Annotated in this window: 23 protein-coding genes; 4 read left to right on the top strand and 19 right to left on the bottom strand. The window is 66.3% G+C overall.

Annotated elements, in window-relative coordinates:
• The first annotated feature begins 118 nt into the window (after positions 1 to 118).
• The 3 genes from J7E80_RS03140 to J7E80_RS03130 are packed head-to-tail and all read left to right on the top strand — an operon-like array spanning position 119 to position 3,037.
• Positions 119 to 988, top strand: a complete 870-nt coding sequence (locus J7E80_RS03140; protein WP_215050023.1) for an aldo/keto reductase — start codon at positions 119 to 121, stop codon at positions 986 to 988.
• A gap of 13 nt (positions 989 to 1,001) precedes the next feature.
• Positions 1,002 to 1,931 carry an alpha/beta fold hydrolase gene (locus J7E80_RS03135; protein WP_215050022.1) on the top strand — a complete coding sequence of 310 codons (930 nt, stop codon included), beginning with the start codon at positions 1,002 to 1,004 and terminating at the stop codon, positions 1,929 to 1,931.
• Entirely contained in the window at positions 1,928 to 3,037 is a 1,110-nt protein-coding gene (locus J7E80_RS03130) for a glycosyltransferase family 1 protein (RefSeq protein WP_215050021.1), read from the top strand. Before J7E80_RS03135 ends, J7E80_RS03130 begins: the two co-directional genes overlap by 4 nt.
• On the opposite strand, the gene J7E80_RS03125 is transcribed toward J7E80_RS03130, so the two are convergent.
• The 13 genes from J7E80_RS03125 to pyrR all read right to left on the bottom strand — a co-directional run bounded on the left by J7E80_RS03125 (position 3,034) and on the right by pyrR (position 18,219).
• The gene (locus J7E80_RS03125) at positions 3,034 to 5,193 is read right to left on the bottom strand and encodes a primosomal protein N' (RefSeq protein ID WP_251036408.1); all 2,160 of its coding nucleotides are present in this window, start codon (positions 5,191 to 5,193) and stop codon (positions 3,034 to 3,036) included. The genes J7E80_RS03130 and J7E80_RS03125 overlap by 4 nt on opposite strands.
• A 163-nt stretch (positions 5,194 to 5,356) precedes the next feature.
• On the bottom strand, positions 5,357 to 6,592 hold the full coding sequence (gene metK / locus J7E80_RS03120) for a methionine adenosyltransferase (RefSeq protein ID WP_215050019.1): 1,236 nt from the start codon (positions 6,590 to 6,592) through the stop codon (positions 5,357 to 5,359).
• Between the two features lie 76 nt (positions 6,593 to 6,668).
• On the bottom strand, positions 6,669 to 7,922 hold the full coding sequence (gene coaBC / locus J7E80_RS03115; protein ID WP_215050018.1) for a bifunctional phosphopantothenoylcysteine decarboxylase/phosphopantothenate--cysteine ligase CoaBC: 1,254 nt from the start codon (positions 7,920 to 7,922) through the stop codon (positions 6,669 to 6,671).
• Between the two features lie 41 nt (positions 7,923 to 7,963).
• Positions 7,964 to 8,224, bottom strand: coding sequence for a DNA-directed RNA polymerase subunit omega (gene rpoZ / locus J7E80_RS03110; RefSeq protein ID WP_205653913.1), 261 nt, complete (start codon positions 8,222 to 8,224; stop codon positions 7,964 to 7,966).
• A gap of 39 nt (positions 8,225 to 8,263) precedes the next feature.
• The gene (gene gmk, locus J7E80_RS03105; RefSeq protein ID WP_215050017.1) at positions 8,264 to 8,836 is read right to left on the bottom strand and encodes a guanylate kinase; all 573 of its coding nucleotides are present in this window, start codon (positions 8,834 to 8,836) and stop codon (positions 8,264 to 8,266) included.
• A 43-nt stretch (positions 8,837 to 8,879) separates the two neighbouring features.
• Positions 8,880 to 9,197: an integration host factor, actinobacterial type gene (mihF, locus tag J7E80_RS03100; protein ID WP_215050016.1), complete on the bottom strand. Its 318-nt coding sequence runs from the start codon at positions 9,195 to 9,197 to the stop codon at positions 8,880 to 8,882.
• A 92-nt stretch (positions 9,198 to 9,289) separates the two neighbouring features.
• Positions 9,290 to 10,159: an orotidine-5'-phosphate decarboxylase gene (gene pyrF / locus J7E80_RS03095; protein WP_215050015.1), complete on the bottom strand. Its 870-nt coding sequence runs from the start codon at positions 10,157 to 10,159 to the stop codon at positions 9,290 to 9,292.
• On the bottom strand, positions 10,152 to 13,478 hold the full coding sequence (gene carB, locus J7E80_RS03090; RefSeq protein ID WP_215050014.1) for a carbamoyl-phosphate synthase large subunit: 3,327 nt from the start codon (positions 13,476 to 13,478) through the stop codon (positions 10,152 to 10,154). Before carB ends, pyrF begins: the two co-directional genes overlap by 8 nt.
• The gene (gene carA, locus J7E80_RS03085) at positions 13,478 to 14,743 is read right to left on the bottom strand and encodes a glutamine-hydrolyzing carbamoyl-phosphate synthase small subunit (protein ID WP_215050013.1); all 1,266 of its coding nucleotides are present in this window, start codon (positions 14,741 to 14,743) and stop codon (positions 13,478 to 13,480) included. Before carA ends, carB begins: the two co-directional genes overlap by 1 nt.
• On the bottom strand, positions 14,724 to 15,242 hold the full coding sequence (locus J7E80_RS03080; RefSeq protein ID WP_215050012.1) for a hypothetical protein: 519 nt from the start codon (positions 15,240 to 15,242) through the stop codon (positions 14,724 to 14,726). Before J7E80_RS03080 ends, carA begins: the two co-directional genes overlap by 20 nt.
• Positions 15,242 to 16,642, bottom strand: a complete 1,401-nt coding sequence (locus J7E80_RS03075; RefSeq protein WP_215050011.1) for a dihydroorotase — start codon at positions 16,640 to 16,642, stop codon at positions 15,242 to 15,244. The genes J7E80_RS03080 and J7E80_RS03075 overlap by 1 nt, the downstream gene beginning before the upstream one ends.
• Entirely contained in the window at positions 16,643 to 17,638 is a 996-nt protein-coding gene (locus tag J7E80_RS03070) for an aspartate carbamoyltransferase catalytic subunit (protein ID WP_215050010.1), read from the bottom strand.
• The gene (pyrR, locus tag J7E80_RS03065; protein WP_215050009.1) at positions 17,635 to 18,219 is read right to left on the bottom strand and encodes a bifunctional pyr operon transcriptional regulator/uracil phosphoribosyltransferase PyrR; all 585 of its coding nucleotides are present in this window, start codon (positions 18,217 to 18,219) and stop codon (positions 17,635 to 17,637) included. Before pyrR ends, J7E80_RS03070 begins: the two co-directional genes overlap by 4 nt.
• A 168-nt stretch (positions 18,220 to 18,387) precedes the next feature.
• Between pyrR and J7E80_RS03060 the strand changes: the two genes are divergently transcribed.
• Positions 18,388 to 19,656, top strand: a complete 1,269-nt coding sequence (locus J7E80_RS03060) for a PrsW family intramembrane metalloprotease (protein WP_215050008.1) — start codon at positions 18,388 to 18,390, stop codon at positions 19,654 to 19,656.
• 79 nt (positions 19,657 to 19,735) lie between these two features.
• On the opposite strand, the gene nusB is transcribed toward J7E80_RS03060, so the two are convergent.
• The 6 genes from nusB to aroC all read right to left on the bottom strand — a co-directional run bounded on the left by nusB (position 19,736) and on the right by aroC (position 24,361).
• Positions 19,736 to 20,146 carry a transcription antitermination factor NusB gene (gene nusB, locus J7E80_RS03055; RefSeq protein ID WP_215050007.1) on the bottom strand — a complete coding sequence of 137 codons (411 nt, stop codon included), beginning with the start codon at positions 20,144 to 20,146 and terminating at the stop codon, positions 19,736 to 19,738.
• Positions 20,146 to 20,709 carry an elongation factor P gene (efp, locus tag J7E80_RS03050; RefSeq protein ID WP_056635236.1) on the bottom strand — a complete coding sequence of 188 codons (564 nt, stop codon included), beginning with the start codon at positions 20,707 to 20,709 and terminating at the stop codon, positions 20,146 to 20,148. Before efp ends, nusB begins: the two co-directional genes overlap by 1 nt.
• A 157-nt stretch (positions 20,710 to 20,866) precedes the next feature.
• Complete coding sequence (locus J7E80_RS03045) at positions 20,867 to 21,385, bottom strand: tetratricopeptide repeat protein (RefSeq protein WP_215050006.1); 519 nt, start codon at positions 21,383 to 21,385, stop codon at positions 20,867 to 20,869.
• Positions 21,385 to 22,473: a 3-dehydroquinate synthase gene (gene aroB, locus J7E80_RS03040; protein WP_215050005.1), complete on the bottom strand. Its 1,089-nt coding sequence runs from the start codon at positions 22,471 to 22,473 to the stop codon at positions 21,385 to 21,387. The genes J7E80_RS03045 and aroB overlap by 1 nt, the downstream gene beginning before the upstream one ends.
• Positions 22,470 to 23,102 carry a shikimate kinase gene (locus J7E80_RS03035; protein WP_215050169.1) on the bottom strand — a complete coding sequence of 211 codons (633 nt, stop codon included), beginning with the start codon at positions 23,100 to 23,102 and terminating at the stop codon, positions 22,470 to 22,472. Before J7E80_RS03035 ends, aroB begins: the two co-directional genes overlap by 4 nt.
• A gap of 59 nt (positions 23,103 to 23,161) precedes the next feature.
• Positions 23,162 to 24,361, bottom strand: coding sequence for a chorismate synthase (gene aroC, locus J7E80_RS03030; protein ID WP_215050004.1), 1,200 nt, complete (start codon positions 24,359 to 24,361; stop codon positions 23,162 to 23,164).
• Between the last annotated feature and the right edge of the window lie 15 nt (positions 24,362 to 24,376).

The following is a 24,376-nucleotide window of genomic DNA, read 5'->3' as shown; positions in this document are numbered from 1 at the left end:
AGGTCACCACGCCCTGTCCACGGGACCAGTCCGTGGCTGCCCCATATCCCTTAACGTGGCACGCCTGAAACGCCTCTCTTCTGCAATCCTGCTTAGCCATATCGGTAGAGTCATAACCATGACTACCTCACCCCGGCTCAGCCTGAACAACGGCGTGCTGATCGACCAGTTGGGATTCGGGCTCTACAAGGTTCCGCGGGACGAAACAGCGAAGCTGGTAACCATGGCCCTGGAAGCGGGATACCGGCACTTCGACACGGCCGCGATGTACGGCAACGAATCGGGTGTGGCACGCGGAATCGTTTCGCTGTACGGCGTGGAAGCCATGCGCGGAGGCTCGGGAGAAGCCGCCGCGCCAACCTCGCGGGAAGACCTGTTCATTACGACCAAGGTCTGGAACGACGACCATGGCTACGATGCCACGCTCCGGGCCTTCGACCGGTCAATGATCAACCTTGGCCTGGAGTACGTGGACATGTACCTGATCCACTGGCCCTGCCCGAAGCGCGGCCTGTTCCAGGAAACGTACCGTGCGCTTGAAACGCTCTACCGGGAGGGAAAGGTGCGGGCCATTGGCGTCTGCAACTTCCAGACGCAGCATCTGGACCGCCTGCTGGACAGCGCCGAAGTGGTACCCGCCGTCAACCAGATCGAGCTTCATCCCTGGCTGCAGCAGAAGGAGCTGAGGGAAAAGCACCGCGAGCTGGGCATTCTGACGGAAGCCTGGAGCCCGCTGGGCCGCGGGCAGGTGCTGGAGGACCCCGACATCCTCGCGCTCGCCGCCGAGCACAAGGTCACGGCGGCCCAGATCATTCTGCGGTGGCACCTGCAGCTGGGAAACGTCGCCATCCCGAAGGCAAGCTCCTGGGACCGGATCCGCCAGAACCTGGACGTCTTCAGATTCGAGCTGTCCGAGCTGGACATGGCGGACATCGCCGGTCTTGACCGCGGCCACCGTACCGGCTCCCATCCCGACAACGTCAACTAGGACCACTCCAGCAATGAAAACAGCAGACTCCGGGCCGTCAACCTCGCCGTCCCTCTTCAGCAGCAGGCTCGCTGCCCGGACCACGGCCTCTGACGTGGACCTCCGGGGCAGCAGGGTGGCGTACTGGACGTACGAGCCCGTCCAGACAACCCCGGAGACCCGCACCATCCTGGTCATCCACGGGTTCCGCGGCGACCACCACGGGCTGCTGCGGGTGGCGGACCAGCTGCCCGAAATGCGCCTGATCATGCCGGACCTCCCTGGGTTCGGCAGCTCGGAAGCCTTCGTCGACGGCGAACACAGCGTGCGCCGCTACGGACAGTTCATCAGCGACTTCATGGAGGCTCTGGGGTTGGGTCCGGACACCGTCTTGCTGGGGCACTCCTTCGGTTCGATCATCGCTGCCCACTTTGTGGCGGATCATCCGCTGGCTGTCCGCCCGCTGATCCTCATCAATCCGATTGCGGCGCCGGCCCTGGAGGGACCCAAAGGCCTCATGACCCGGCTCGCGGTGCTGTACTACCGGCTTTCCGCCCGTCTCCCCCGCCCCTTGGGACTTCTCCTGCTGCGCAGCCCGCTCATCGTCAGGGTCATGAGCGTGGCCATGGCGAAAACCAAAGACAAGGACCTCCTCCGGTTCATCCATGGCCAGCATCACGCCTACTTTAGTGCGTTTGCCAACCGTGAGAGCCTGCTGGAATCGTTCACCGCGTCCGTCAGCAGCAACGTTGCCGAAGTGGCAGCCAAACTGCGACTGCCGGTATTGCTGGTGGCCGGGGAAAAGGATGAAATCGCCCTGCTCCGGGACCAGCACAAACTCGCCGGGCTCCTTCCGGACGGCACGCTGGAGGTGATTCCCGGCGTCGGTCATCTCATCCACTACGAAACGCCGGAACCTGCCGCTGGGTTCATCCGCCGCTTCCTTAAGGACCATCCCGCGTGAAAATTGTCATCGACGCGCGTTTCACCCGGACGGACCACCATGACGGCATCAGCCGCTACGGTGCGAGCCTCATCGCCGCAACCTCGAAAATCGCAGACGTCTCAATGCTTATCAGCGACCCCCGGCAACTCGCCCTGCTCCCGGACGTGCCGTTCACGCTGATCAACAGCCCGCTGTCCCCCCTGGAACTTTTCGTGGCCAGGAAGGTCAACGAACTGGACGCCGACGTGGTGGTGTGCCCCATGCAGACCATGGGTACGTGGGGGCGGAAGTACGGGCTGGTACTGACGCTGCACGATCTGATCTATTACGAGCACCCTGCCCCTCCCGGCTTCCTCCCGGTGCCTGTCCGGCTCCTGTGGAGGCTGTACCACAAGGCGTTCTGGCCCCAGCGGCTCCTGCTGAACCGCGCGGACGTGGTTGCCACCATCAGCCGCACCACCGAAGCGCTCATGGCCAAGTACCGGCTCACGCACCGTCCGGTGCGGATCGTCGGCAACGCGCCGCAGCCCGCCCAGCTCCCGCGCGACCCGGATGCGGGAGCGGAGAAGACCCTGCTCTACATGGGCTCCTTCATGCCGTACAAGAACGTTGAGACCATGCTTGCCGGGATGGCGGAACTGCCCGAGTACACGCTGCACCTGCTCAGCCGGATCACGCCGCAGCGCCGCGCCGACCTGGAGGCGCTGGTACCGGCAGGCGCGAAGGTGGTCTTCCACAACGGCGTCACCGACGAGGAATACACCGCTCTGCTCAAACGCACCACCGCCCTTGTCAGCTTGTCGAAGGCGGAAGGCTACGGCCTTCCCCTCGTCGAGGCCATGGCGCTCGGCACCCCGGTCATTGCCAGCGACACCCCGATCTTCCGAGAGGTGGGCGCTGACGCCGCAACATATGTGGACCCCGATTCGGCAGCTGCGTTCGCCGCCGCGGCCCGCAGCCTCGACGACGTCGGGCACTGGAAGGACGTGTCACGGCGTTCGGTTGCCCGGGCCGGTGACTTCAGCTGGGACGCCTCGGCACGGCAGCTGGTGGACGTAGCGGCCGAGGTCATGGCCCTGAGGGGCAGGCCAGCGGGTATGCCACGAACCAGGCTGCGTCGCTAGAGCACGTCCACGCCGTCGAGCCGCAGCTGCACAGGATCGTCGGTGCGTTTCGCGGCACTGGCGGCCTTCACGGACCGGAGAATCCTGGTCACGGTGCCGGCCTGGCCGTACGGGATGAACAGCAGGGTGCGGACGTCCTCACCGGCGGCGCCGGCTGCCGTTTTCCCTGCCCCGGGGAGTTGGCCCGGCAGCAGCGGCGCGGGTCCGGCTACCCGCAGCTCCACTCCTTCCGCCGCCAGGAGGGCAGTGACGGACGACGTGAAATGCCCGACGGCGGTTCGCCCGCCTGTCACTGAGGCCACGCGGACGGCCGGGGGCAGCCGGAGTTCGGTCCGCAGCGCCAGTTCACGGTGTGCATGGCCTGCGGCGTCCCAGCGCAGGAGCGCACCTACCCCGGCCGTGTCGTCGGCGGTAATGACCACGACGCCGCCCTCCGCCGCGGGCCGGACGAGGGCCGCGGCATTGAACCAGCGCCGCACGGCGTCCTCCCCTGCCCGCAGGTTCTCCCGCCGCAGCAGGGAATCGCCGTCGAGCAGCAGGGCGGCGGCGTACCCTCCGTCAGCGACGGGCTCGGCGCCGACCGTGGCCACCACGAGCGACCCCGCAGCCGAAACGGTCGCCTTGACGTGGTCTCCTGAGGACGTCACCACGGCTTTGCCGGGGAAGGCCCTCCCCAGTTCCTCGGCCGTGCGGAGCACCCCCGTGGCTCCGCGGCGCAGCCGGGTGCTGTTGCAGTGGCTGCAGCGCCACGCCGGTGCCGGGGTTGAACACCACCGGCATTGAGGCACAGCGGAGCTGCCGGAGGCCCCGGCAACCGCCAGCGGACCCTGGCAGGACGGGCAGCGGGCCGGCTCCCGGCAGGTGTCGCAGAGGAGGGACGGCGCGTAGCCGGAGCGGGCGACCTGGACCAGGACGGGCCCGCGTTCCAGGCCTTCCTTCGCCGTCCGCCACGCCGCTCCGGGCAGCCGTGCAATCCGGGCCAGGGGGTCGCGCTCCTGCTCGAAGCTGTCGGCGGTATTGAGGACGCGCGGAACGCTCCTGCGGACCACGGGACGTTCGGCTTCGACAGGCATGGCCCAGCCCGCCTCCACGAGGCGCTGGGCCTCGGTGCTGCGGCTGTGGCCGGCCAGCAGGCAGGCGGCGCCTTCCTGTTCGGCCCGCAGAAGCAGCACCTCCCTCGTGTGGGCGTACGGTGAACGCTGCTCGATGTGGAGATCATCGCCGTCGTCCCAGCACACCACGAGACCGAGGTTCCGCACCGGCGCGTACGCCGCCGAGCGCGTGCCCACAGCGACGCCGGCCGTTCCGTTGAGGACGCGGAGGTAGCTGCGGTAGCGCGGGGTCTGGCCGTCGTCGGCAGTCAGCCGGGCGATGTCGGAGACTGGAAGGAGCTCCTCCAGTGCTGCCTGGACCCGGTCAAGGTCGCGGTAGTCCGGCAGGACAACCACGGCGCCGCGCCCGGAGTGCCGCACAGCCGCGACGGCCTGGGCGAGGAGCTGCGGCCAGCCGCGCGGGCCGAACCCCTGCAGGGCGCTGACCACGGCACGCGGAGATCCGCCGGATCTCAGATGGCGGAGGAATGCACTGCCGTTCCGGTACTCCTCCCACGCATGGCCGGCGGCGGCGGGGGCAGCCGCAGGAGGGGACTCCGCCCCCGCGCCAGGGGCGGGTTGCGGTGCGGGTTCCCCGCCTGCCAGCTCCTTCTCAACCTTGGCCACGCGGGGCGGTATGGCGACCCGCAGGACGTCGCTGACCGTCCCCGCATAGCGTGCGGCGACCTGGCTCGCGAGCTTCTGGAGGCCGGGCGTCAGGACGGCAACGGGAGAAACCACCTTGTACAGCGGCACCAGGGAGTGGCCGGCGTCCGACTCGGCAATCCGCTCAAGAAGATAACCGCTGAGTTCCTGCCCGCTGAACTTCACTTTGACCCGCACCCCGGGCACGGCGGCGTCGTCCAGCTCTGCGGGCACGCTGTAGTCGAAGGGCCGGTCCAGGTGCGGGAGCGACGACTCGATGAGGACGCGTGCCACCGGAAGGTCAGCGGCCAGGGGCGGTCCCGGCGCAGTCCGGCCGCTGGCCGGAAATCCCTGCAGCAGGGACAGCTGTTGCGGCTCGCCTGCGATGGGCTGGCCGGCGGCGCTGCTATTCGAACCCATGGTGCTCGGTGCCATGCTGCCGGATGCCATGCTGCTAAAAGCCGTGTTGCTAAAACCGACTGCGTTGTTCAGACCCACTGCGCCTCCCTCCGTCCTGAAGAAATCACCAGCCAAGCACGTGGGTAGGACATTCCAGGCGGCCGGCGGCGTTCAGGCCGGCGGCTCAGGCGTTGAAGTAGGCCTTGAGGTCGTCCACGCGGTCCAGCCGCTCCCAAGTGAAGTCCGGATCATCGCGGCCGAAGTGTCCGTGCGCGGCAGTCTTGGCGTAAATGGGGCGCTTGAGGTCGAGAGCGTCGATGATGGCGCGGGGCCGGAGGTCGAAGATCTCCGCGATTGCGGCGCTGATTTTGGCCGGATCCACGGTCTCGGTCCCGAACGTCTCCACGTATGTGCCGACAGGGCGGGCCTGGCCGATCGCGTAGGCGATCTGGATTTCTGCCCGCTTGGCCAGCCCGGCGGCCACCACGTTCTTGGCCACCCAGCGCATGGCGTAGGCTGCCGAACGGTCAACCTTCGACGGGTCCTTGCCCGAAAACGCGCCGCCGCCGTGGCGGGCCATGCCGCCGTAGGTGTCAACAATGATCTTGCGGCCTGTGAGGCCGGCATCACCGACTGGGCCGCCGATGACGAACGCCCCGGCAGGATTAAGGATGTTGGCCGTGCGGGAGATGTCCAGGTTCGCGACGGCAAGCACCGGATCGATGACGTGCGAGGCGAGGTCAGCGCGGAGCTGGTCGAGGCTGAAGCCCTCGGCGTGCTGGCTGGAGATCACGATGGTTTCGACCGAGACGGGGCGGTCGCCGTCGTACCCGATCGTTGCCTGGGTCTTGCCGTCCGGCCGGAGGTAGGCAAGTTCACCGCTCTTGCGGACCTCGGTGAGCCGCTCGGACAGCCGGTGGGCGATCCAGATCGGCACGGGCATGTAGGACGGCGTCTCGTCGCTGGCATAGCCGAACATGAGGCCCTGATCCCCGGCGCCTTGGAGATCGTAGTCGTCTTCCTGGCGGCCTTCCCTTGCTTCCAGCGAGTTGAACACCCCGCCGGCAATGTCGTTCGACTGCTGGCCGATGGAAACGGAGACGCCGCAGCGGGCACCATCGAAGCCGTTGGCAGAGGAGTCGTAACCGATGCCCAGGATGGTCTCTCGGACGATCTGCGGGATTTCAACGTAGGCGTCGGTGGTCACTTCACCGGCCACGTGGACCAGGCCGGTGGTGGCCATGGTTTCCACGGCGACGCGCGACTCCGGATCCTTGTCCAGCAGGGCGTCGAGGATCGCATCGCTGATCTGGTCACAGATCTTGTCCGGGTGGCCTTCAGTCACCGACTCGGACGTGAAGAGCCGGAGCGCGGAGGGTACGGACCCGTGGGATTCAGGAATGTGCAGCGGTAAAGTCACTCAACTACCTTACTGGTTGGCAATCGGCCGGACGGCAGCGTGTGTCCCCATGCTAAGGAGACGTTGCTTACGCCCGTCAGGTTCGCGGGAAGACCCTGCTCAGCTCGGCGCTGATGCGGTCTATGACGACGGCGGCGACGTCATGCTTGGAGCCGGACGCCGACTGGGGTTCGGCACCGCCCCGGGAAAGGATGACCACCGAGTTGTGGTCCTGGCCGAAGACCTTGTCCGCGCCGACATGGTTGACAACCAGGAGGTCGCAGCCCTTGCGCTTAAGCTTCGCCTCGGCGTATTCGAGGACGTCACCGTGGGCATCACCGGTTTCGGCGGCAAACCCGACCACGAGCTGGCTGGTTCCGGCGTCGTCGCGGACCGCAACGAGTTCGTGGAGGATATCGGGGTTCCGGACCAGCGTGATGACGGGGTCGGTGTGGTCATCCCGTTTCTTGATTTTGGTGCCGGAAACGTCCGCCGGGCGGAAGTCCGCTACAGCCGCAGCCATGATGACGACGTCGGAGCCGGCTGCCGCCGACAGCATGGCTTCCCGGAGCTGCAGAGCTGTTTCGACCTCGATCAGTTCCACACCCGCCGGAGCGGGAACCTCCATGTGGGCGGCCACGAGCCGTACAGTGGCTCCGGCGTCGCGCGCCGCGGCGGCCAAGGCGACCCCCTGCTTTCCGGAGGAACGGTTGCCCAGGAACCGCACCGGGTCCAGGGGCTCACGCGTTCCGCCGGCACTGATGGTCACGGTCCGGCCGGCCAGCGGGAAAATGCCTTCGGATTCGCCGGTGCCGGCGTCACGGAGTCCGTCGGCCAGTGCCAAGGCAGCGTCGAAGATCGCCTCAGGTTCCGGCAGGCGGCCGGGACCGGAATCGGAGCCGGTCAGCCTGCCGCTGGCCGGCTCCAGCACGGTGACTCCCCTGCTGCGGAGGGTTTCCACGTTGGCCTGCGTGGCAGCGTGCTGCCACATCTCGGTGTGCATGGCCGGCGCGAAGAGCACCGGCCCGCGGGCCATCAGCAGCGTGTTGGTGAGGAGGTCGTTGGCCTGGCCGGTTGCGGCGCGGGCCAGAAGGTCGGCCGTGGCAGGGGCAACGACGATCAGGTCCGCCTCATGGCCCAGCCTGACATGATTCACCAGAGGAACGTCGTCGAAGACGCTGTTGCTGACCGGATTCCCGGAAAGCGCCTCCCAGGTTGCCACACCGACAAACCGGGTGGCGGCCTCAGTGGGGATGACGGTGACGTCATGGCCGGCTTCAGTAAAAAGCCGGAGGAGCGATGCCACCTTGTAGGCGGCAATCCCTCCCCCGACTCCGAGGACTATGCGCACGTGATCTCCGTCACCAAGCAGTCTGTTTTACTCTGCGAACGTTACTCGGAAGCCTCGATCGGCGTGGAGACCAGCTTGCCTTCGTTGATCTCGCGCAGGGCGATCGACAGCGACTTCTCGTTCAGCTTGGTGTCGACCAGCGGGCCGACGTACTCGAACAGGCCCTCGTGGAGCTGGGCGTAGTAAGCGTTGATCTGACGTGCACGCTTGGCACCGAAGATCACCAGGCCGTACTTGGAATCGGCTGCCTTGAGCAGCGAATCGATCGGCGGGTTGATGATGCCTTCAAGGTTCGTGGACACGAATTCTCCAAATTTCTAACGGGCTGATGGCTTCTGCGGCTAGCGCGGGTGCGGGGTCAGCCCCATGAGTGAAACAAGCTCGTCCGCTGCCCGGCGAACGTCGTCATTAATGACGGTGTGGTCGAACTCCGGTTCAGCAGCAAGCTCTACTTTACCGGTTTCCAGCCGCCGCTGCTGTTCCTCGGCCGATTCCGTGCCGCGGCCCACCAGACGGCGCACCAATTCTTCCCAGCTGGGTGGTGCCAGGAACACGAACTGTGCATCCGGCAGAGCCTGCTTCACCTGCCGCGCTCCCTGCAGATCGATCTCCAGCAGCACGGAGCGGCCTTCGGCGATGGCCTGCTTCACCGTGCTCTTCAGCGTGCCGTAGGTGTTCTCCCCATGCACCACCGCCCACTCCAGGAATTCGCCGGCAGCCACCAGGGACTCGAACTCCTCCTTGGACTTGAAGTAGTAGTGCACTCCATCGATTTCACCCGGCCGCGGAGCACGGGTCGTAGCTGAAACCGACAGCCATACCTCCGGGTAGTTGTCCCGGATATAGGTGGACACGGTGCCTTTGCCAACAGCCGTGGGACCAGCGAGGACTGTCAGTCCGGGTTTCTTGCTCACGTATTCCTTTGGGCGGTCTTCAGATGACTCTGTTCGGATGAATCTATTTCTCGTTCATAAAATCTACCAGCGCCCGGCGCTGGTGCACGCCCAGTCCCCGCACCCTCCTCGAAGCTGCGATGCCCACGGCCTCCATGATGGCGGCCGCCCGGACCTTTCCGATGCCCGGCAGGGCCTCGAGCAGTTCGGACACGCGCATGCGCGCGATCGCCTCCTCGCTGCCTCCGGAGTCCAGCACTTCGGCGATGGACAGGTCGCCGGCTTTAAGCCTCTCCTTGGCGGCGGCCCTGGTTGCCCTTGCTGCGGCGGCTTTCTTCAGCGCATCGGAACGTTCCTGGGCTGACAAGGGTCGCAAAGTCACGGTGATCCCCCGGGGGTAGCCAAATGGATCCACGGCCGAGGCCGTTGGACTTGTCCTGAACCTACTCCTCGGCGGCGGCAGAAATCAATGGACTATTGGGCGCGCAGCCCGTCCAGCGTGCGGGCTGCAGCGTCCGTCAGCTCCCGGACGCCGGGACCTGCCTTGAGGATGTCCCGGCTCGACGTTCCGAGAACCTGGGGGTAGGCAGCGCCGAAAGTTCGCCGCAGATCCGCCGGAGTGGCGCCCTGTGCACCCAGTCCCGGGGCCAGGATCGGCCCGCGGACCGCGCCCAGATCCAGGTCCAGGTCCGCAAGGGCCGTTCCCACCGTAGCGCCGACGACGAGTCCGACGGAGCCAAGGGGCCCTTCATACCGCCCGTTTTCGCCGGCAGCAGCCTGCACGATCCGTCGGGCAACAGAGTCGCTGCCGCCCACGTGCTGGACCGACGCCCCCTCCGGGTTGGAGGTGAGCGCCAGGACAAACACGCCGCGGCCGTAGTCTGCCGCGAGGTCCAGCGCCGGGCGGAGTGATTCGAAGCCCAGGTAGGGGCTCAGCGTCACTGAGTCGGCAGCGAGCGACGAGCCGTCCCGGAGCCAGGCGTCAGCGTACGCGGCCATGGTGGAGCCGATATCGCCGCGTTTGGCATCCGCGATGGTCAGGACCCCGGCATCCGCGGCCGCTTCGAGGGTGCGCTCCAAGGCTGCCATCCCGGCGGAACCGTGGCGCTCGTAGAGCGCCACCTGCGGCTTCACCGCGGCAGCGAGGGAACCCACGGCCTCCAGGACCGTCAGCGAGAAGCGCTCGAGCCCTGCGGCGTCGTCGTTCAGCCCCCAAGCGTTCAGCAGCGCCGGGTGCGGATCGATGCCCGCGCAGAGGGGGCCGCGGTCAGCCATGGCCCGGCCGAGCCGGGAGCCGAAGGGCTCCCGGCCGGCGACGGGCCCAACAGGTCCTGCCTCAGGCATTCTGTGTGGCCTTCTGCGAGGCCGCATTCTGTGAAGCCACAAGGGCCGCGGCATGCTCCTGCAGGCTGGTGACGGACCATTCGTACGTGCGCAGTGCTTCGATGGCCTGCACGGCGGCGTTGAACTCGGCAACCGTGGTGATGCACGGGATGCCGATGGACGTGGCCGCTGCCCGGAGTTCGTAGCCGTCGCTGCGGGCCTCGCCGCCGGACGGGGTGTTGAACACCATGTCGATTTCACCTGCGATGACGAGGTCGGCGATGGTGCCTTCACCTTCGGCGCTGCTGCCCTCCGCAACCTTGCGCACCGGGGTGGCCTGGATGCCGTTGCGGCGCAGGACATCGGCGGTTCCGCCCGTGGAGACGATTTCGAAGCCAAGGTCGGAGAGCCGCTTGACGCCCATGATCACCGAGCGCTTGTCCCGGTTCGCCACGGAGACGAAGATCTTGCCTTCCGTGGGCAGCGCGTTGTTTGCTGCTGCCTGACTCTTGGCGAAGGCGGTGTCGAAGTGCTTGTCGATGCCCATGACCTCGCCGGTGGAGCGCATCTCGGGTCCGAGCAGCGAGTCAACCACCGTGCCCTCCGGGGTGCGGAAACGGCTGAACGGCAGGACCGCTTCCTTGACCGAAACAGGCGCGTCCAGCGGCAGCGTGGAGCCGTCACCGGTTTCCGGGAGCATCTTGTAGGCGCTCCGGAGCTGGTTGATGGTGACGCCGGTGCCGATGAGGGCGGCCGCCTTTGCCATCTGCACGCCGGTGGCCTTCGAGACGAACGGTACTGTGCGCGAGGCCCGCGGATTAGCTTCCAGGACGTACAGGACGTCCGACGCCAGTGCGAACTGGATGTTGATCAGGCCGCGCACGCCCACGCCCTCGGCAATCGCCCGGGTGGCCGTCCGGACGCGCTCCAGGACGTTGCCTCCCAAAGTGATGGGAGGCAGTACGCACGCGGAGTCGCCGGAGTGGATGCCGGCCTCCTCGATGTGCTCCATGATGCCCCCCAGGTACATGTCCTTGCCGTCGAAGAGGGCATCGACGTCGATCTCGACAGCGTCTTCGAGGAACCGGTCGATCAGCACCGGGTGGTCCGGGGTGATCTCCGTGGCGTTGGCGATGTAGCGGGACAGGTTGGGCTCGTCGTAGACGATTTCCATGCCCCGGCCGCCGAGGACGTAAGACGGGCGGACCAGAACCGGGTAGCCGATTTCGTCCGCGATCTTCTTGGCGTCATCGAAGGACACGGCGGTGCCGTTCTTCGGGGAGATGAGCCCGGCTTCGTCCAGCACGCGGGCGAAGGCGCCGCGGTGCTCGGCGAGGTCGATCGCTTCCGGTGAGGTGCCGAGGATGGGCACGCCGGCGTCGGCCAGCTGCTGGGCGAGCTTCAGCGGAGTCTGGCCGCCGAGCTGGACGAACACGCCCATCACGCCGCCGGTTCGTTCCTCGGCGGCGATGACCTCGAGGACGTCCTCCAGCGTGAGCGGCTCGAAGTACAGGCGGGTGGAGACGTCGTAGTCAGTGGAGACGGTTTCCGGGTTGCAGTTGACCATGACGGTCTCGTAGCCGGCCTTGCGCAGCGCCATGGAGGCGTGGACGCAGGAATAGTCGAACTCGATGCCCTGGCCGATGCGGTTCGGGCCGGAGCCGAGGATCAGGATGGATGGCTTGGAGTGCAGCGCCACCTCGTCCTCCTCGTCGTACGAGGAGTAGTGGTACGGGGTGTAGGCGGCGAACTCGGCGGCGCAGGTGTCCACGGTCTTGTAGACCGGGCGGATGCCGAGCGCCTGCCGGACTCCGCGGACCACAGCCTCCGAGTTGTACGTCAGGGCACCGATCTGCTCGTCGGAGAAGCCGTGGCGCTTGGCGCGCTGGAGCATCTCTTGGGTCAGGGCACCGGACTGGCGGATCTCGCGGGAGATCTCGTTCAGCAGCTGGAGCTGGTCAAGGAACCACGGATCGATCTTGGTGGCTTCGTAGAGCTCCTCCACGCTGGCGCCGCCGAGCAGCGCCCGCTGGACCTGGTGCAGGCGCTCCGTGGTGGGACGCTTGGCCTTTTCGATGAGCTCCGGAACTTCCCATTCCGGGACGGAGCTGAAGTCCAGCTGCGAGCCCTTCTGCTCCAGCGACCGCAGCGCCTTCTGCAGGGCCTCGGTGAAGTTGCGGCCCATGGCCATGGCCTCGCCGACGGACTTCATGGTGGTGGTCAGTGTGGGGTCGGCCGCTGGGAACTTCTCGAAGGCGAACCGCGGGACCTTGACCACGACGTAGTCCAGGGTGGGCTCGAAGGACGCGGGGGTCTTCTGCGTGATGTCGTTCGGGATCTCGTCCAGCGTGTAGCCGAGGGAGAGCTTGGTGGCGATCTTGGCGATGGCGAAGCCGGTGGCCTTGGACGCCAGGGCCGAGGAGCGGGACACGCGCGGGTTCATCTCGATGACCACCACGCGGCCCGTGTCCGGTTCGATGGCGAACTGGATGTTGCATCCGCCGGTGTCGACGCCCACTTCGCGGATGACGGCGATGGAGATGTCGCGGAGCCGCTGGTATTCGCGGTCCGTGAGGGTCAGGGCCGGGGCCACCGTGATGGAGTCACCGGTGTGGACGCCGACCGGGTCGAAGTTTTCGATGGAGCAGACGACAACGACGTTGTCGTTCTTGTCCCGCATCATTTCGAGTTCGTATTCCTTCCAGCCGAGGATGCTCTCTTCGAGGAGCACCTCGCTGGTGGGGCTGTACTGCAGGCCCTGGCCGACGATCCGGCGGAGGTCGTCTTCGTTGTAGGCGAGGCCGGAGCCCAGGCCGCCCATGGTGAAGGACGGGCGGACCACCATGGGGTAGCCGAGGTCGTCGGCCGCCTTCAGTGCCTCGTCCATGGTGTGGATGATGTGGCTGCGGGCTGACTCCGCCCCGCAGCGCTCCACTACGCCCTTGAACTTTTCGCGGTCCTCACCGAGTTCGATCGCAGCGATGTTCGCGCCGATCAGTTCGACGTTGTACTTTTCCAGCACGCCGTTCTTGTCCAGCGCGATGGCCGTGTTGAGGGCCGTCTGGCCGCCCAGGGTGGGCAGCACGGCGTCGGGCCGTTCCTTGGCGATGATCTTTTCGACCACCTCGGGGGTGATGGGCTCGATGTAGGTGGCGTCCGCGAACTCGGGGTCCGTCATGATGGTTGCCGGGTTGGAGTTGACGAGGATGACCCGCAGGCCCTCCTCCTTGAGGACGCGAAGGGCTTGGGTGCCGGAGTAGTCGAATTCGGCGGCCTGGCCGATCACGATCGGGCCGGAACCAATGACCAGGACGCTCTTAAGGTCAGTTCTCTTGGGCATTACTTCTTGTCCTCAGTCTTGGAATCGGTGGTGTTCTGATCGTCAGCGGGCTTCTCCGACAGGTTGGCGCTGCGGCCGTCCCGCGTGCCTTCCATCAGGTCGATGAAGCGGTCGAACAGGTAGGCGGCGTCGTGCGGACCGGCCGCGGCTTCAGGGTGGTACTGGACCGAGAACGCCGGGATGTCGAGGCACGCGAGGCCTTCAACGACGTCGTCGTTCAGGCTGATGTGGCTGACCTCGACCCGGCCGAAGCGCTCCTCCGGTGCGGTAGTGGGGCCGTCAAGGGGCGCGTCGACGGCGAAGCCGTGGTTCTGCGACGTGATCTCCACCTTTCCGGTGCGGCGGTCCATGACCGGCTGGTTGATGCCGCGGTGGCCGTACTTGAGCTTGTACGTGCCGAAGCCCAATGCCCGGCCCAGGATCTGGTTGCCGAAGCAGATGCCGAAGTACGGCAGCTTCTCGTCCAGCACGGAACGGAGCAGCTTGACCTGGGTGTCGGCCGTGGCGGGGTCGCCGGGGCCGTTGGACATGAAGAACCCGTCCGGGTTGACGGCCTTGACGTCCTCGATGGTGGCGGTGGCGGGCAGCACATGGACGCGGACGCCGCGTTCGGCGAAGCGGATGGGCGTCATGGCTTTGATGCCGAGGTCGATTGCGGCGATGCTGAACCGGGCATCGCCTTCCCAGCCGTAATCCTTGGGCTCCACGACGTAGGCCTCGTCGATGCTGACTTCCTCGGCCAGCCGGGCGCCTTCCATCGGCGCGCTGGCCAGCACGGCGTCGAGCAGTTCCTTGTCCGTGGCCTGGGCCGCCTCGCCGGAGAAGATGCCGGCGCGCATGGTCTTGTGCTCGCGCAGGTGGCGGGTGATGGCCCGGGTGTCCACGCCCTGGATGCCCACGATGCCCTGCTCCACGAGTTCGTCGTCGAGACTGCGCTCTGAGCGCCAGTTGGACGGGCGGCGGGCGGCGTCGCGGACGATGTAGCCGGCCACCCAGATGCGGCGGGACTCGGCGTCTTCGCTGTTCACGCCGGTGTTGCCGATGTGCGGCGCCGTCTGCACCACCAGTTGGCGGGCGTAGGACGGATCCGTGATGGTCTCCTGGTAGCCGGTCATGCCGGTGGCAAAGACCGCCTCGCCGAGGGCGGCGCCCTGGGCGCCGTAGCTGCTGCCGCGGAAGATGCGGCCGTCTTCGAGCACCAGGGCGGCCGGGGTGGAGCTTGCTGTGTTGTTGTCCGTCACTGTATTACTTTCCACTATGGGCATCTGTCTGAGGGCCTGCAGAGATCAATTCCTGAAGAGTTTGGAGGAGGGCCGGCTTGTCCGCGGCTCTGCGGGTGCGGAAGCCGGTGTCCAGCTGGTGGGCTCCGAGAGTCCAGCTCAGGACCAGCAGCCCGTCCTTCTCGACGAACTTGCCGGCCATGCCGCTGTCCTGGCGGATTCCCGACAGCCTGGCCGTCGGGATGAAGAGAGCCGGCGCACCTGACCGGTCCATCAACACGCCCTCCGGATGCACGGTGAGTCGGGCATTGGTGCGGATTCCGAGGTCGTGCACGGCAATCCTGTCGAGCCAGTCGCCGGCGGTCGTGGACGCGACGTACTGGCCATCAGCGGCGACGAGCGGCGCACCCAGTTCCGGGGGCACGGCCGGCAGCTGCTCGATGTCCGACTGGCGCCGGAGGCGGCTGCGCCATCCCATGCCGATGAGGGCAAAGACGACGGCCGCGACGGCCAGCATGGCCAGTCCGGGGAGGACTTTTTCCATCAGTTTCCTGCCGCCGTGCCTGCTGCCGGCACGTCCGCCGGGTAGCGGTACGGCGTGTTGAGATGGCCCTCGAGAACCGTGGGGTGGCCCTTGAAGAACGTTGCCACCACCTTGCCCGGAAGTTCCATGCCGGAGAACGGGGAGTTGCGTCCCATCGTCGCCATGGCGGACGGGTCCACGGTCCAGCGTGCGGCCGGGTCCACGAGGATGAGGTTCGCGGGCTCGCCTTCCTCCAGGGGGCGCCCCTGGTCTTCGAGGCGGCCGATGGCGGCCGGCGCAATGGAGGTGACCCGGGCGAAGTCGGACCAGGTCATCAGGCCGGATTCGATCATGGCGTGCTGGACAACGGACAGTGCCGTCTCCAGCCCGGTCATCCCCAGGGCGGCCTGCGCCCATTCGCATTCCTTGTGCTCGCTGGGGTGCGGGGCGTGGTCGGTGCCGACGACGTCGATGGTGCCGTCTGCGAGGGCGGCACGCAGGGCCTGGACGTCTGCATCGGTCCGCAGCGGCGGGTTAACCTTGTAGACAGGGTCATAGCTGCGGACCAGTTCGTCGGTGAGCAGGAGGTGGTGCGGCGTCACCTCAGCGGTGACGTTGATGCCGCGGCCCTTGGCCCAGCGGATGATCTCCACGGACCCTGCGGTGGACACATGGCAGACATGGAGCCTGGAGCCCACGTGCTGGGCCAGCAGGACGTCGCGGGCGATGATGCTTTCCTCGGCGACGGCCGGCCATCCGGTCAGCCCGAGGACTGCGGAGACCTCGCCTTCGTTCATCTGTGCCCCGGCGGTGAGGCGGGGTTCCTGCGCATGCTGGGCCACGACGCCGTCGAACGCCTTGACGTATTCGAGGGCGCGGCGCATGAGGACGGGATCGTGGACGCAGATGCCGTCGTCGGAGAACATGCGGACCTGGGCGCGGGAGTCGGCCATGGCACCGAGTTCGGCCAGCTGCTCCCCCGCCAGGCCGACGGTGACAGCACCGACCGGACGGACGTCCACCCAGCCTGCGGCGCGGCCCAGGCTGTGGACCTGCTCCACGACCCCCGCCGTGTCGGCCACCGGGGTGCTGTTGGCCATGGCGTGCACAGCGGTGAAGCCGCCCAGCGCAGCCGCCCGGGTGCCGGTTTCAACGGTTTCGGCGTCCTCGCGGCCCGGCTCGCGCAGGTGCGTGTGGACGTCCACCATGCCCGGCAGCGCGATGAGGCCGTCGGCGTCGATGATGGTGGCTCCGTCGTCGGAGAGGTCTGTGCCGCGCCCGGTGATGACTCCGTCGCGGATGAGCAGGTCCTCGGCTCCGGCGCCAAGGATCGATGCGCCGCGGATGAGGTAGGTTCCGCTGGTGGCGTTGCTGTCGGTGCCGTTACTGTTTGTGCCGTTGACGGCGGGACGTTCAGCCATTTATTTGCTCTCCTTAGGGGTGGCGGCTGGTTCGCGGGTGTCCCCGGAGAGCAGCAGATACAGGGCGGCCATGCGGACGGACACGCCGTTCCGGACCTGTGCAAGCACGGTGGAGCGGGGCGAATCGGCGGCGGCGGCGGAAATTTCCAGGCCACGGTTCATGGGCCCGGGGTGCATGATGATGGTGTCCTTGAGCCCGAGGCTGTCCAGCGCGCGGAGCCGGTTGTCGTCAAAGCCCCAGCGGCGCGAATACTCCCGGGTGGAGGGGAAGAATGACGCATTCATCCGTTCGCCCTGGACGCGGAGCATCATCACGGCGTCAACGCCCTTTTCGAGCGTATCGTCCATGTTGTAGCTGACATTGCATGGCCATTTTTCGACGCCGATGGGCAGCAGCGTGGGCGGCGCCACCAGCGTGACTTCGGCACCGAGGGTTCGCAGCAGCCAGACGTTGGAGCGCGCGACGCGGGAGTGCAGGACGTCCCCGGCAATGGCAACCCGCATGCCCATAAGGTCGGCGCCGGTCGAGGGCAGGCCCGCGAGTTTTGTCCAGTGCCGGCGCATGGTGAAGGCGTCCAGGAGTGCCTGCGTGGGATGCTCATGCGTTCCGTCACCGGCGTTGATGACGGCGGCGTCGATCCAGTCGGTCGCGGCGAGCCGGTGCGGTGCCCCTGACGCCCAGTGCCGGATCACGACGGCGTCCGCACCCATCGCGGACAGCGTTTGGGCAGTGTCCTTGAGGGACTCCCCCTTGGAAACCGACGATCCCTTGGCGGCAAAGTTGATTACGTCTGCGGACAGCCGCTTGGCCGCCGCCTCGAACGATATGCGAGTACGCGTGGAATCCTCGAAGAAGAGGTTGACCACCGTGCGGCCGCGGAGTGCGGGAAGTTTCTTGACCTCACGGTCGCCGACGGCCGCCATTTCCTCGGCGGTGTCGAGGATGCGCACGGCGTTGGAAAGGCTCAGATTCTCCGTGGACAGCAGGTGCTTCATGCGCCGGCCTCGATGACCACTTCGTTGACCGTCTCGCCGTCAACGGAGTCGGTTTCCTCGAGGCGGACACGGACTTTTTCGGCGGAGGACGTGGGCAGGTTCTTTCCCACATGGTCTGCCCGGATGGGAAGCTCCCGGTGCCCGCGGTCGATCAGCACGGCCAGGCGCACAATGCGGGGCCGGCCCAGATCAACGAGGGCGTCCAGGGCGGCACGGATGGTGCGGCCCGAGTACAGGACGTCGTCAATCAGGACGACAACCTTGTTGTCGATTCCGGTCAGCGGCAGTTGGGTGCGGTGCGGCGGCCGGGTGGGCTGGTGGGAAAGATCATCGCGGAACATGGTGACGTCCAGCTGTCCGACGATGGATGCAGCGTCCACAGCAGGGTCTGCGGCGGCAATTTTCTGCGCAAGCCGGACGGCCAACGGGTAGCCGCGGCGAGGAATGCCGAGAAGCACCAGGTCCTGGGAGCCCTTGTTGGCCTCGAGGATCTCATGGGCGATACGAGTGAGTGCACGGTCGATATCCGCATGGTTGAGAACAACCCTGGCCGGAACCGGTGCCTGTGTGACAGGAGTCAACGCTCGTCTCCCCTTTCCCCGCCTCACGGGACGGAATTAAAAAAGGAACATTTGCCTTCCAAAATTACCACACGGAGTTTGCCTGAATCCCCGGGCTGAGAGCGTCGTCGGTCACATCCGGCCTTCGGGCCTTTGGCGACCCCGACGCCGCGACATAGGCTCATGGCTATGTCGATGAACCCGCACCAGCCTGGTCCCGGACCGTCAGGCAACCGCCCCGGCGACCCGCAGTGGCAGTTCCATGAGCAGACCAACCCCACCTGGATGGGCCATGTCCAGCAGCAGAACTACCAACCGGCGCCCGGACACAGCGGCGGATCCGTAGCCCAGGTCATCCCGGAATCGGCATCCACCGTGGCCGCCCGCCCGTCGTCCGGCGTTCTCTCGCTGGTGATGGGCGGAGGCGTGCTCGCGTTCGTCAGCCTGTTCCTGGTGGTCCCTTTCCTGCTGGCCAACACGGGCGTAACGGGCTTCGCCATCGGATTCGTTGCCTCACTGATCCCGCTCGGCGCGGTGCTCCTTTCCGTCTCCCACATTGACCGCTGGGAACCGGAGCCCAAGCGATTGCTCCTGTTTGCGTTCACGTGGGGCGCGGCCGTGTCCATCGCCGTCACACTGCTCATCCAGCCGGTGTTTGCCTTGGCCGCGCCCGTCTCCGACGAAGCGTCCTACCGCGATTTCATGACCACCGTCCAGGCACCCATCGTGGAGGAATTCGCCAAGTCCCTCGGCCTGCTGCTCCTGGTGCTGCTCGCCCGGAAGCACTTCGACGGGCCGGTGGACGGCGTGGTCTTCGCCTTCACCATCGCCGGCGGCTTCGCCTTCACGGAGAACATCCTCTACTTCGGCCGTGCCATCGCCGAATCCACAACCCCGGGCAGCGACCTGGCCCAGATCTTCTTCCTGCGCGGTGTCATGTCGCCGTTCGCGCACGCAATCTTCACCGGGACCACCGGGCTGATCATGGGCTTCGCCGCACGCCGCTGGCATTCCGGACTGTCCATTGCGGCGTTTGCCGTGGGTCTGGTCCCCGCGATGATCCTGCACAACCGCTGGAACAGCATGGGACAGGACTTCCTGGCGCAGTATGTGCTGGTGCAGGTTCCGATCTTCCTGCTGGCCGTGGGATGCATTGTGGTGCTGCGGGTGGCCGAGACACGGCTCACCCGCCAGCGGCTGCTTGAGTATTCAGCCGCAGGGTGGTTCACTCCGGCTGAAGTGGCCATGCTGGCCACCCCGGGCGGCAGGCGGCAGGCGGTGCGCTGGGCCGGTTCCTACAATCGGGGAGCCGAGATGAAGGCCTTCGTGAAAGCGGCCACCCGGCTTGCCTTCACCCGGCAGCGGATCCTCAGCGGCAGGGACGTCCAGTCCCACCAGCAGGACGAGCTGCAGCAGCTGCGCGAGCTCGGTGCGTTGCGCGCCGCCATCGGACATTAAGCCGCCGTCGGACATTAATGGGCAGCAAAAAGCCCCGGCCGGGCGGCCGGGGCTTTTTAGCGTCTGCGCACTGCTGGCGTCAGGCCAGCAACGAGGGCTTCAGCTGCTGGAGACGTCCCAGCAGGCCGTTGATGAACGACGGCGACTCATCCGTTGAGAGAGTCTTGGCCAGTGTGACTGCTTCGCTGACGGCGACGCCGTCGGGGACGTCGTCGTTGTAGAGCAGCTCCCAGGCGCCGATCCGCAGGATGATCCGGTCCACGGACGGCATGCGTTCGAGGGTCCAGCCCTGCGAGTACGTTTCAAGGAATTCATCGATGGCAGGCTGCAGTGAAACCACGCCCTCAACGATTTCCAGCGTGTAGGGATTGACGATCTGATCGGTCCTCTCGCGCCGCGCGCGCAGCACGTCAAAAGCAGAGACGGAGCGCTGCTCAGCCTCGAAGAGGACCTCAAGTGCCCTGTTACGGGCCTTACCGCGTGCGCTCACTACTCGCTGACCCTGCCCAGGTAGCTGCCGTCGCGGGTGTCGACCTTGACCTTGGTGTTGTTCTCGACGAACAGCGGCACCTGGATCTCGTAGCCGGTCTCGAGCGTGGCGGGCTTGGTGCCGGCAGAGGAGCGGTCGCCCTGCAGGCCCGGCTCGGTGTAGGTGATTTCGAGGACAACGCTCGGCGGCAGCTCGATGTAGAGCGGGGTACCTTCGTGGATGGCGATGTTGACCATCTGGTTTTCCAGCATGAAGTTGGTGGCGTCGCCCACCGTGGCGCCGGAAACGGTGATCTGGTCATAGTCCTGCGTGTCCATGAACACGAAGTCGGCGCCGTCCTGGTACAGGTACTGGTAATCGCGGCGGTCCACCGTGGCGGTTTCGATCTTGAGGCCGGCGTTGAAGGTCTTGTCGACGACCTTCCCGGACATGACGTTGCGCATCTTGGTGCGCACGAACGCCCCGCCCTTGCCCGGCTTGACGTGCTGGAACTCGATGATGTTCCAGAGCTGGCCCTCAAGCTTCAGGACGGTTCCGTTCTTGATGTCGTTTGTGGTTGCCACTGATTTCCTCTGGTTTCTATCTGACTGCTTCTAGCTGCCAGCCGGTTATGCCAGGCCAGCATGCCGTTCGGCCCGCCAGCGTGTATTTATCAAAAATCCAAGAACCATTCTAGCGGACAAGCTGGCGCACTCCGCCGGCCCCGTCCTGCGCAGGCGGTCAGGAGGCCAGTTCGAGCACGTCCCGCGCACGCTGCAGCGCCACAGTGGACGAGTAAATGAGGGCCGCATCGGCGGACTGGGCGACTCTCAGATCCAGTGCCCGGGAGAACGATTCCACGGCCGCGCCGATGTTGCCGGAAGCAAAGTGCGTCCTGCCCAGGCACTGATGCACCAGTGCCTCATTGGGCGTTCCAGACACTTCGGCGAGCAGCTGCTTGAAGAGCTCCACGGCCGGGTCATAGCGGTGGGAGACGCGCAGCACTTCAGCCTCGAAGGCCCGCAGCCGGAACGATTCGGGGTCCTTGTACCGGGCCTCGGCCAGCAGTTCAGCGGCATCAGAGGCGTTGCCCTCCACGAGCATCACGAATACCCGGTCCGCCGGGTCCATGGAAGCCCCGAGCGCCTCCGCGCATGTTTCGGGGCTGGTGATTTCCGGGGTCAGGAGTTCCGGGTTGATCCTGATGCCCGGGAAACCTCCATCGGGCCATTCAGTGGTTCCACCTGTGATGACACTCATTAGGACGCAATCTCCTGGTAGGCGGCGAACAGCAGCGACGTGTCGGGGACGTCGAGGATGCCGGGCTTGGCGATGCCGTCGAGCACCACGAAGCGGAGCAGGTCACCGCGTGACTTCTTGTCGCGGCGCATGCCGTCCAGCAGGCCCTGCCAGCGGTCGCGGCGGTACGTCACCGGCAGCCCGAGGGATTCGAGGATGCTGCGGTGCCGGTCTGCGTCGGCATCGCCGAGCCTGCCCACGCTGCGGGACAGTTCCGCAGCGAACATCATGCCCACTGACACTGCGGCACCGTGGCGCCACGAATAGCGTTCGACGAGTTCAATCGCGTGGCCCAGGGTATGGCCGTAGTTCAGGATTTCGCGGAGCCCGGATTCCTTCAGATCCTCCGACACGACGCGGGCCTTCACGGCAATGGCGCGTTCAATCAGTTCGCGAAGCGTGTCCGACTGGGGGTCCGTGACTGCTTCGGTGTTCTGTTCCACGAGGTCGAGGATGGCGGGATCGGCAATGAAACCGCATTTGATGACCTCGGCCATGCCGGAGATCATCTCGTTCTTCGGGAGGGTGTTCAGCGTGTCCAGGTCCGCAAGGACGGCGGCGGGCGGGTGAAAGGCCCCCACGAGGTTTTTGCCTTCGGCCGTGTTGATACCGGTCTTGCCGCCTACGGAGGCATCCACCATGCCAAGCAGGCTGGTGGGCATGTGGATCACTTTGACACCCCTGAGCCACGTCGCGGCGACGAAGCCTGCGACGTCGGTGACGGCTCCTCCGCCGACCGACACGACGGCGTCCGAGCGGGTGAAGTCGTTCTGCCCCAGGACCTGCCAGCAGAACGCAGCCACCTGGATGTGCTTGCCTTCTTCGGCGTCGGGGATTTCTGCGGTCAGCGCAGTGAAGCCTGTTGCCGCCAGCTCATCCCTGACGGCATCACCTGTCAAGCGCAGTGCCCGCGGGTGGATGACCAGGACGCGTCGGACGCGCTCCCCGAGCTGTTCCGGAAGGGTGCCGAGCAGGCCGCGCCCAACTACGACGTCGTAGTTGTCCCCGGGGGATTCGCCGGTGACTTTGATGACAGTTGATTCGCTCACTTTTCAACTTCCTGTTTCGCGGCCGGAATGTTGCCGGCCGCAGTATTCGCGGCGGTGTGTGCCGCGCGTGTGTTGTCCGCGGCAGTGTCAGCCGCGACTGAGTCCTCCGGAGTGCCGCTTTCCGCCCCGGGTTCCTTTGCCCTGCCTGCATAGGTGGACAAGACCGCCTCAAGCCGTCGGCCCAGCTCATTCACCGAGCCGTGCCGGACGTCCAGGACAATGTCGGCGAGACGCTCGTAGACCGGCTTCCTGGTGGCAAACAGCATCTTCCAGCGGCGGATTCCGTCGCCGGCGAGGAGTGGCCGGCCGGAGTTCCTGGCAATCCTCGCAGCGACGGTGTCCGCATCGCATTCGAGATAGACCACGGTGCATCGCTTAAGGAGCTGCTGGGTTCCGGAGTCCAAAACCGAGCCGCCACCGAGTGAAATGACCGTTGAGGTTCCGGTCGCCTCTTCGACGACGCGGGCGACTGTCCGTGCCTCAATCTCCCGGAACGCACGCTCGCCGCGCCCGGCGAAAATGTCGGCGATTGAGCCGTGGTTCTCGACGATGACGGCGTCCGTGTCCACAAAGGGGGCACCGAGCTGCTGTGCCAGCTGCTGCCCGATCGCCGACTTGCCGACCGCCATCGGTCCGATGAGCACGACAGGCCGCTCCCCCGCGGCAGAGGGTGTATTACTGAGGGGCACTAGCGTCCGATCGAGTCCAGCGACGCCGGAATGTTGTCGAGGTAGCCCCTGATGTTGCGGGCAGTCTCGGCCACGGAGTCGCCGCCGAACTTCTCGGTCACGGCTTCGGCGAGCACCAGGGCAACCATGGCCTCTGCCACTACGCCCGCGGCGGGAACGGCACAGACGTCGGAACGCTGGTGATGGGCTTTGGCGGCTTCGCCGGTGCTGACATCGATGGTCTTCAGGGCGCGGGGAACCGTCGCGATCGGCTTCATGGCGGCCCGCACACGCAGGACGTCGCCGATGCTCATGCCGCCTTCGATGCCGCCGGCACGGTTGCTGGTGCGGATGATCCGGCCGTCGGCGTCCTTGACGATTTCGTCATGGGCAGCCGATCCGCGCCTGGCAGCCGTGAGGAACCCGTCGCCCACTTCGACGCCCTTGATCGCCTGGATGCCCATCAGGGCGGCGGCAAGGCGCGAATCGAGGCGGCGGTCCCAGTGGACGTAGCTCCCCAGTCCCGGCGGGAGACCGTAGGCGAGCACTTCAACCACTCCGCCGAGTGTTTCGCCTTCCTTGTGTGCGGCATCCACCTCGGCGACCATTGCGTCGGACGTTTCACGGTCAAAGCAGCGGAGCGGGTCGGCGTCGAGCGCAATCACGTTCTCCGGGGCGGGCAGGGGCCTGCCCTCGGGGACGGTGACGCTGGCGATGGAGACGGTGTGACTCACGAGTTCGATGCCGAGGTGCTTCAGGAACTGGGCGGCAACTGTTCCCATGGCAACACGTGTGGCAGTTTCGCGGGCGCTGGCGCGTTCAAGCACGGGCCTGGCTTCATCAAAGCCGTACTTCTGCATGCCGGTGAAGTCTGCGTGGCCGGGCCGCGGGCGGGTCAGCGGAGCGTTGCGGGCCTGGTCCGCAAGTGTCTCGGCGTCTACCGGGTCTGCAGACATGATCTGCTCCCACTTCGGCCATTCGGTGTTGCCCACCTGAACGGCGACGGGGCCGCCCTGCGTGGTGCCGTGTCGGACGCCGCCAAGGATGGTCACCACGTCCTGCTCGAACTTCATCCGGGCTCCGCGGCCGTAGCCGAGGCGGCGGCGCGCCAGGGCATCAGCAATCTGCCCGCTGGTGAGTTCAACACCTGCGGGCACGCCTTCGATAATTCCGACCAGGGCCGGACCATGGGATTCTCCGGCAGTCAACCAACGCAACATACAATCCATCCTGCC

It is taken from the genome of Arthrobacter sp. ISL-28 (assembly GCF_018613875.1).
Taxonomy (GTDB): Bacteria; Actinomycetota; Actinomycetes; order Actinomycetales; family Micrococcaceae; genus Arthrobacter.
This window is presented reverse-complemented; position numbering and strand designations above follow the sequence as displayed.

Coding starts and splice junctions, on each gene's coding strand:
- pyrF (WP_215050015.1), bottom strand. CDS start 10,159: ATGCCTGAGGCAGGACCTGTTGGGCCCGTCGCCGGCCGGGAGCCCTTC.
- J7E80_RS03045 (WP_215050006.1), bottom strand. CDS start 21,385: ATGAGTGTCATCACAGGTGGAACCACTGAATGGCCCGATGGAGGTTTC.
- carA (WP_215050013.1), bottom strand. CDS start 14,743: ATGCCCATAGTGGAAAGTAATACAGTGACGGACAACAACACAGCAAGC.
- J7E80_RS03080 (WP_215050012.1), bottom strand. CDS start 15,242: ATGGAAAAAGTCCTCCCCGGACTGGCCATGCTGGCCGTCGCGGCCGTC.
- aroC (WP_215050004.1), bottom strand. CDS start 24,361: ATGTTGCGTTGGTTGACTGCCGGAGAATCCCATGGTCCGGCCCTGGTC.
- J7E80_RS03070 (WP_215050010.1), bottom strand. CDS start 17,638: ATGAAGCACCTGCTGTCCACGGAGAATCTGAGCCTTTCCAACGCCGTG.
- J7E80_RS03035 (WP_215050169.1), bottom strand. CDS start 23,102: ATGGCGGTCGGCAAGTCGGCGATCGGGCAGCAGCTGGCACAGCAGCTC.
- J7E80_RS03075 (WP_215050011.1), bottom strand. CDS start 16,642: ATGGCTGAACGTCCCGCCGTCAACGGCACAAACAGTAACGGCACCGAC.
- carB (WP_215050014.1), bottom strand. CDS start 13,478: ATGCCCAAGAGAACTGACCTTAAGAGCGTCCTGGTCATTGGTTCCGGC.
- J7E80_RS03060 (WP_215050008.1), top strand. CDS start 18,388: ATGTCGATGAACCCGCACCAGCCTGGTCCCGGACCGTCAGGCAACCGC.
- J7E80_RS03135 (WP_215050022.1), top strand. CDS start 1,002: ATGAAAACAGCAGACTCCGGGCCGTCAACCTCGCCGTCCCTCTTCAGC.
- J7E80_RS03140 (WP_215050023.1), top strand. CDS start 119: ATGACTACCTCACCCCGGCTCAGCCTGAACAACGGCGTGCTGATCGAC.
- J7E80_RS03125 (WP_251036408.1), bottom strand. CDS start 5,193: ATGGGTTCGAATAGCAGCGCCGCCGGCCAGCCCATCGCAGGCGAGCCG.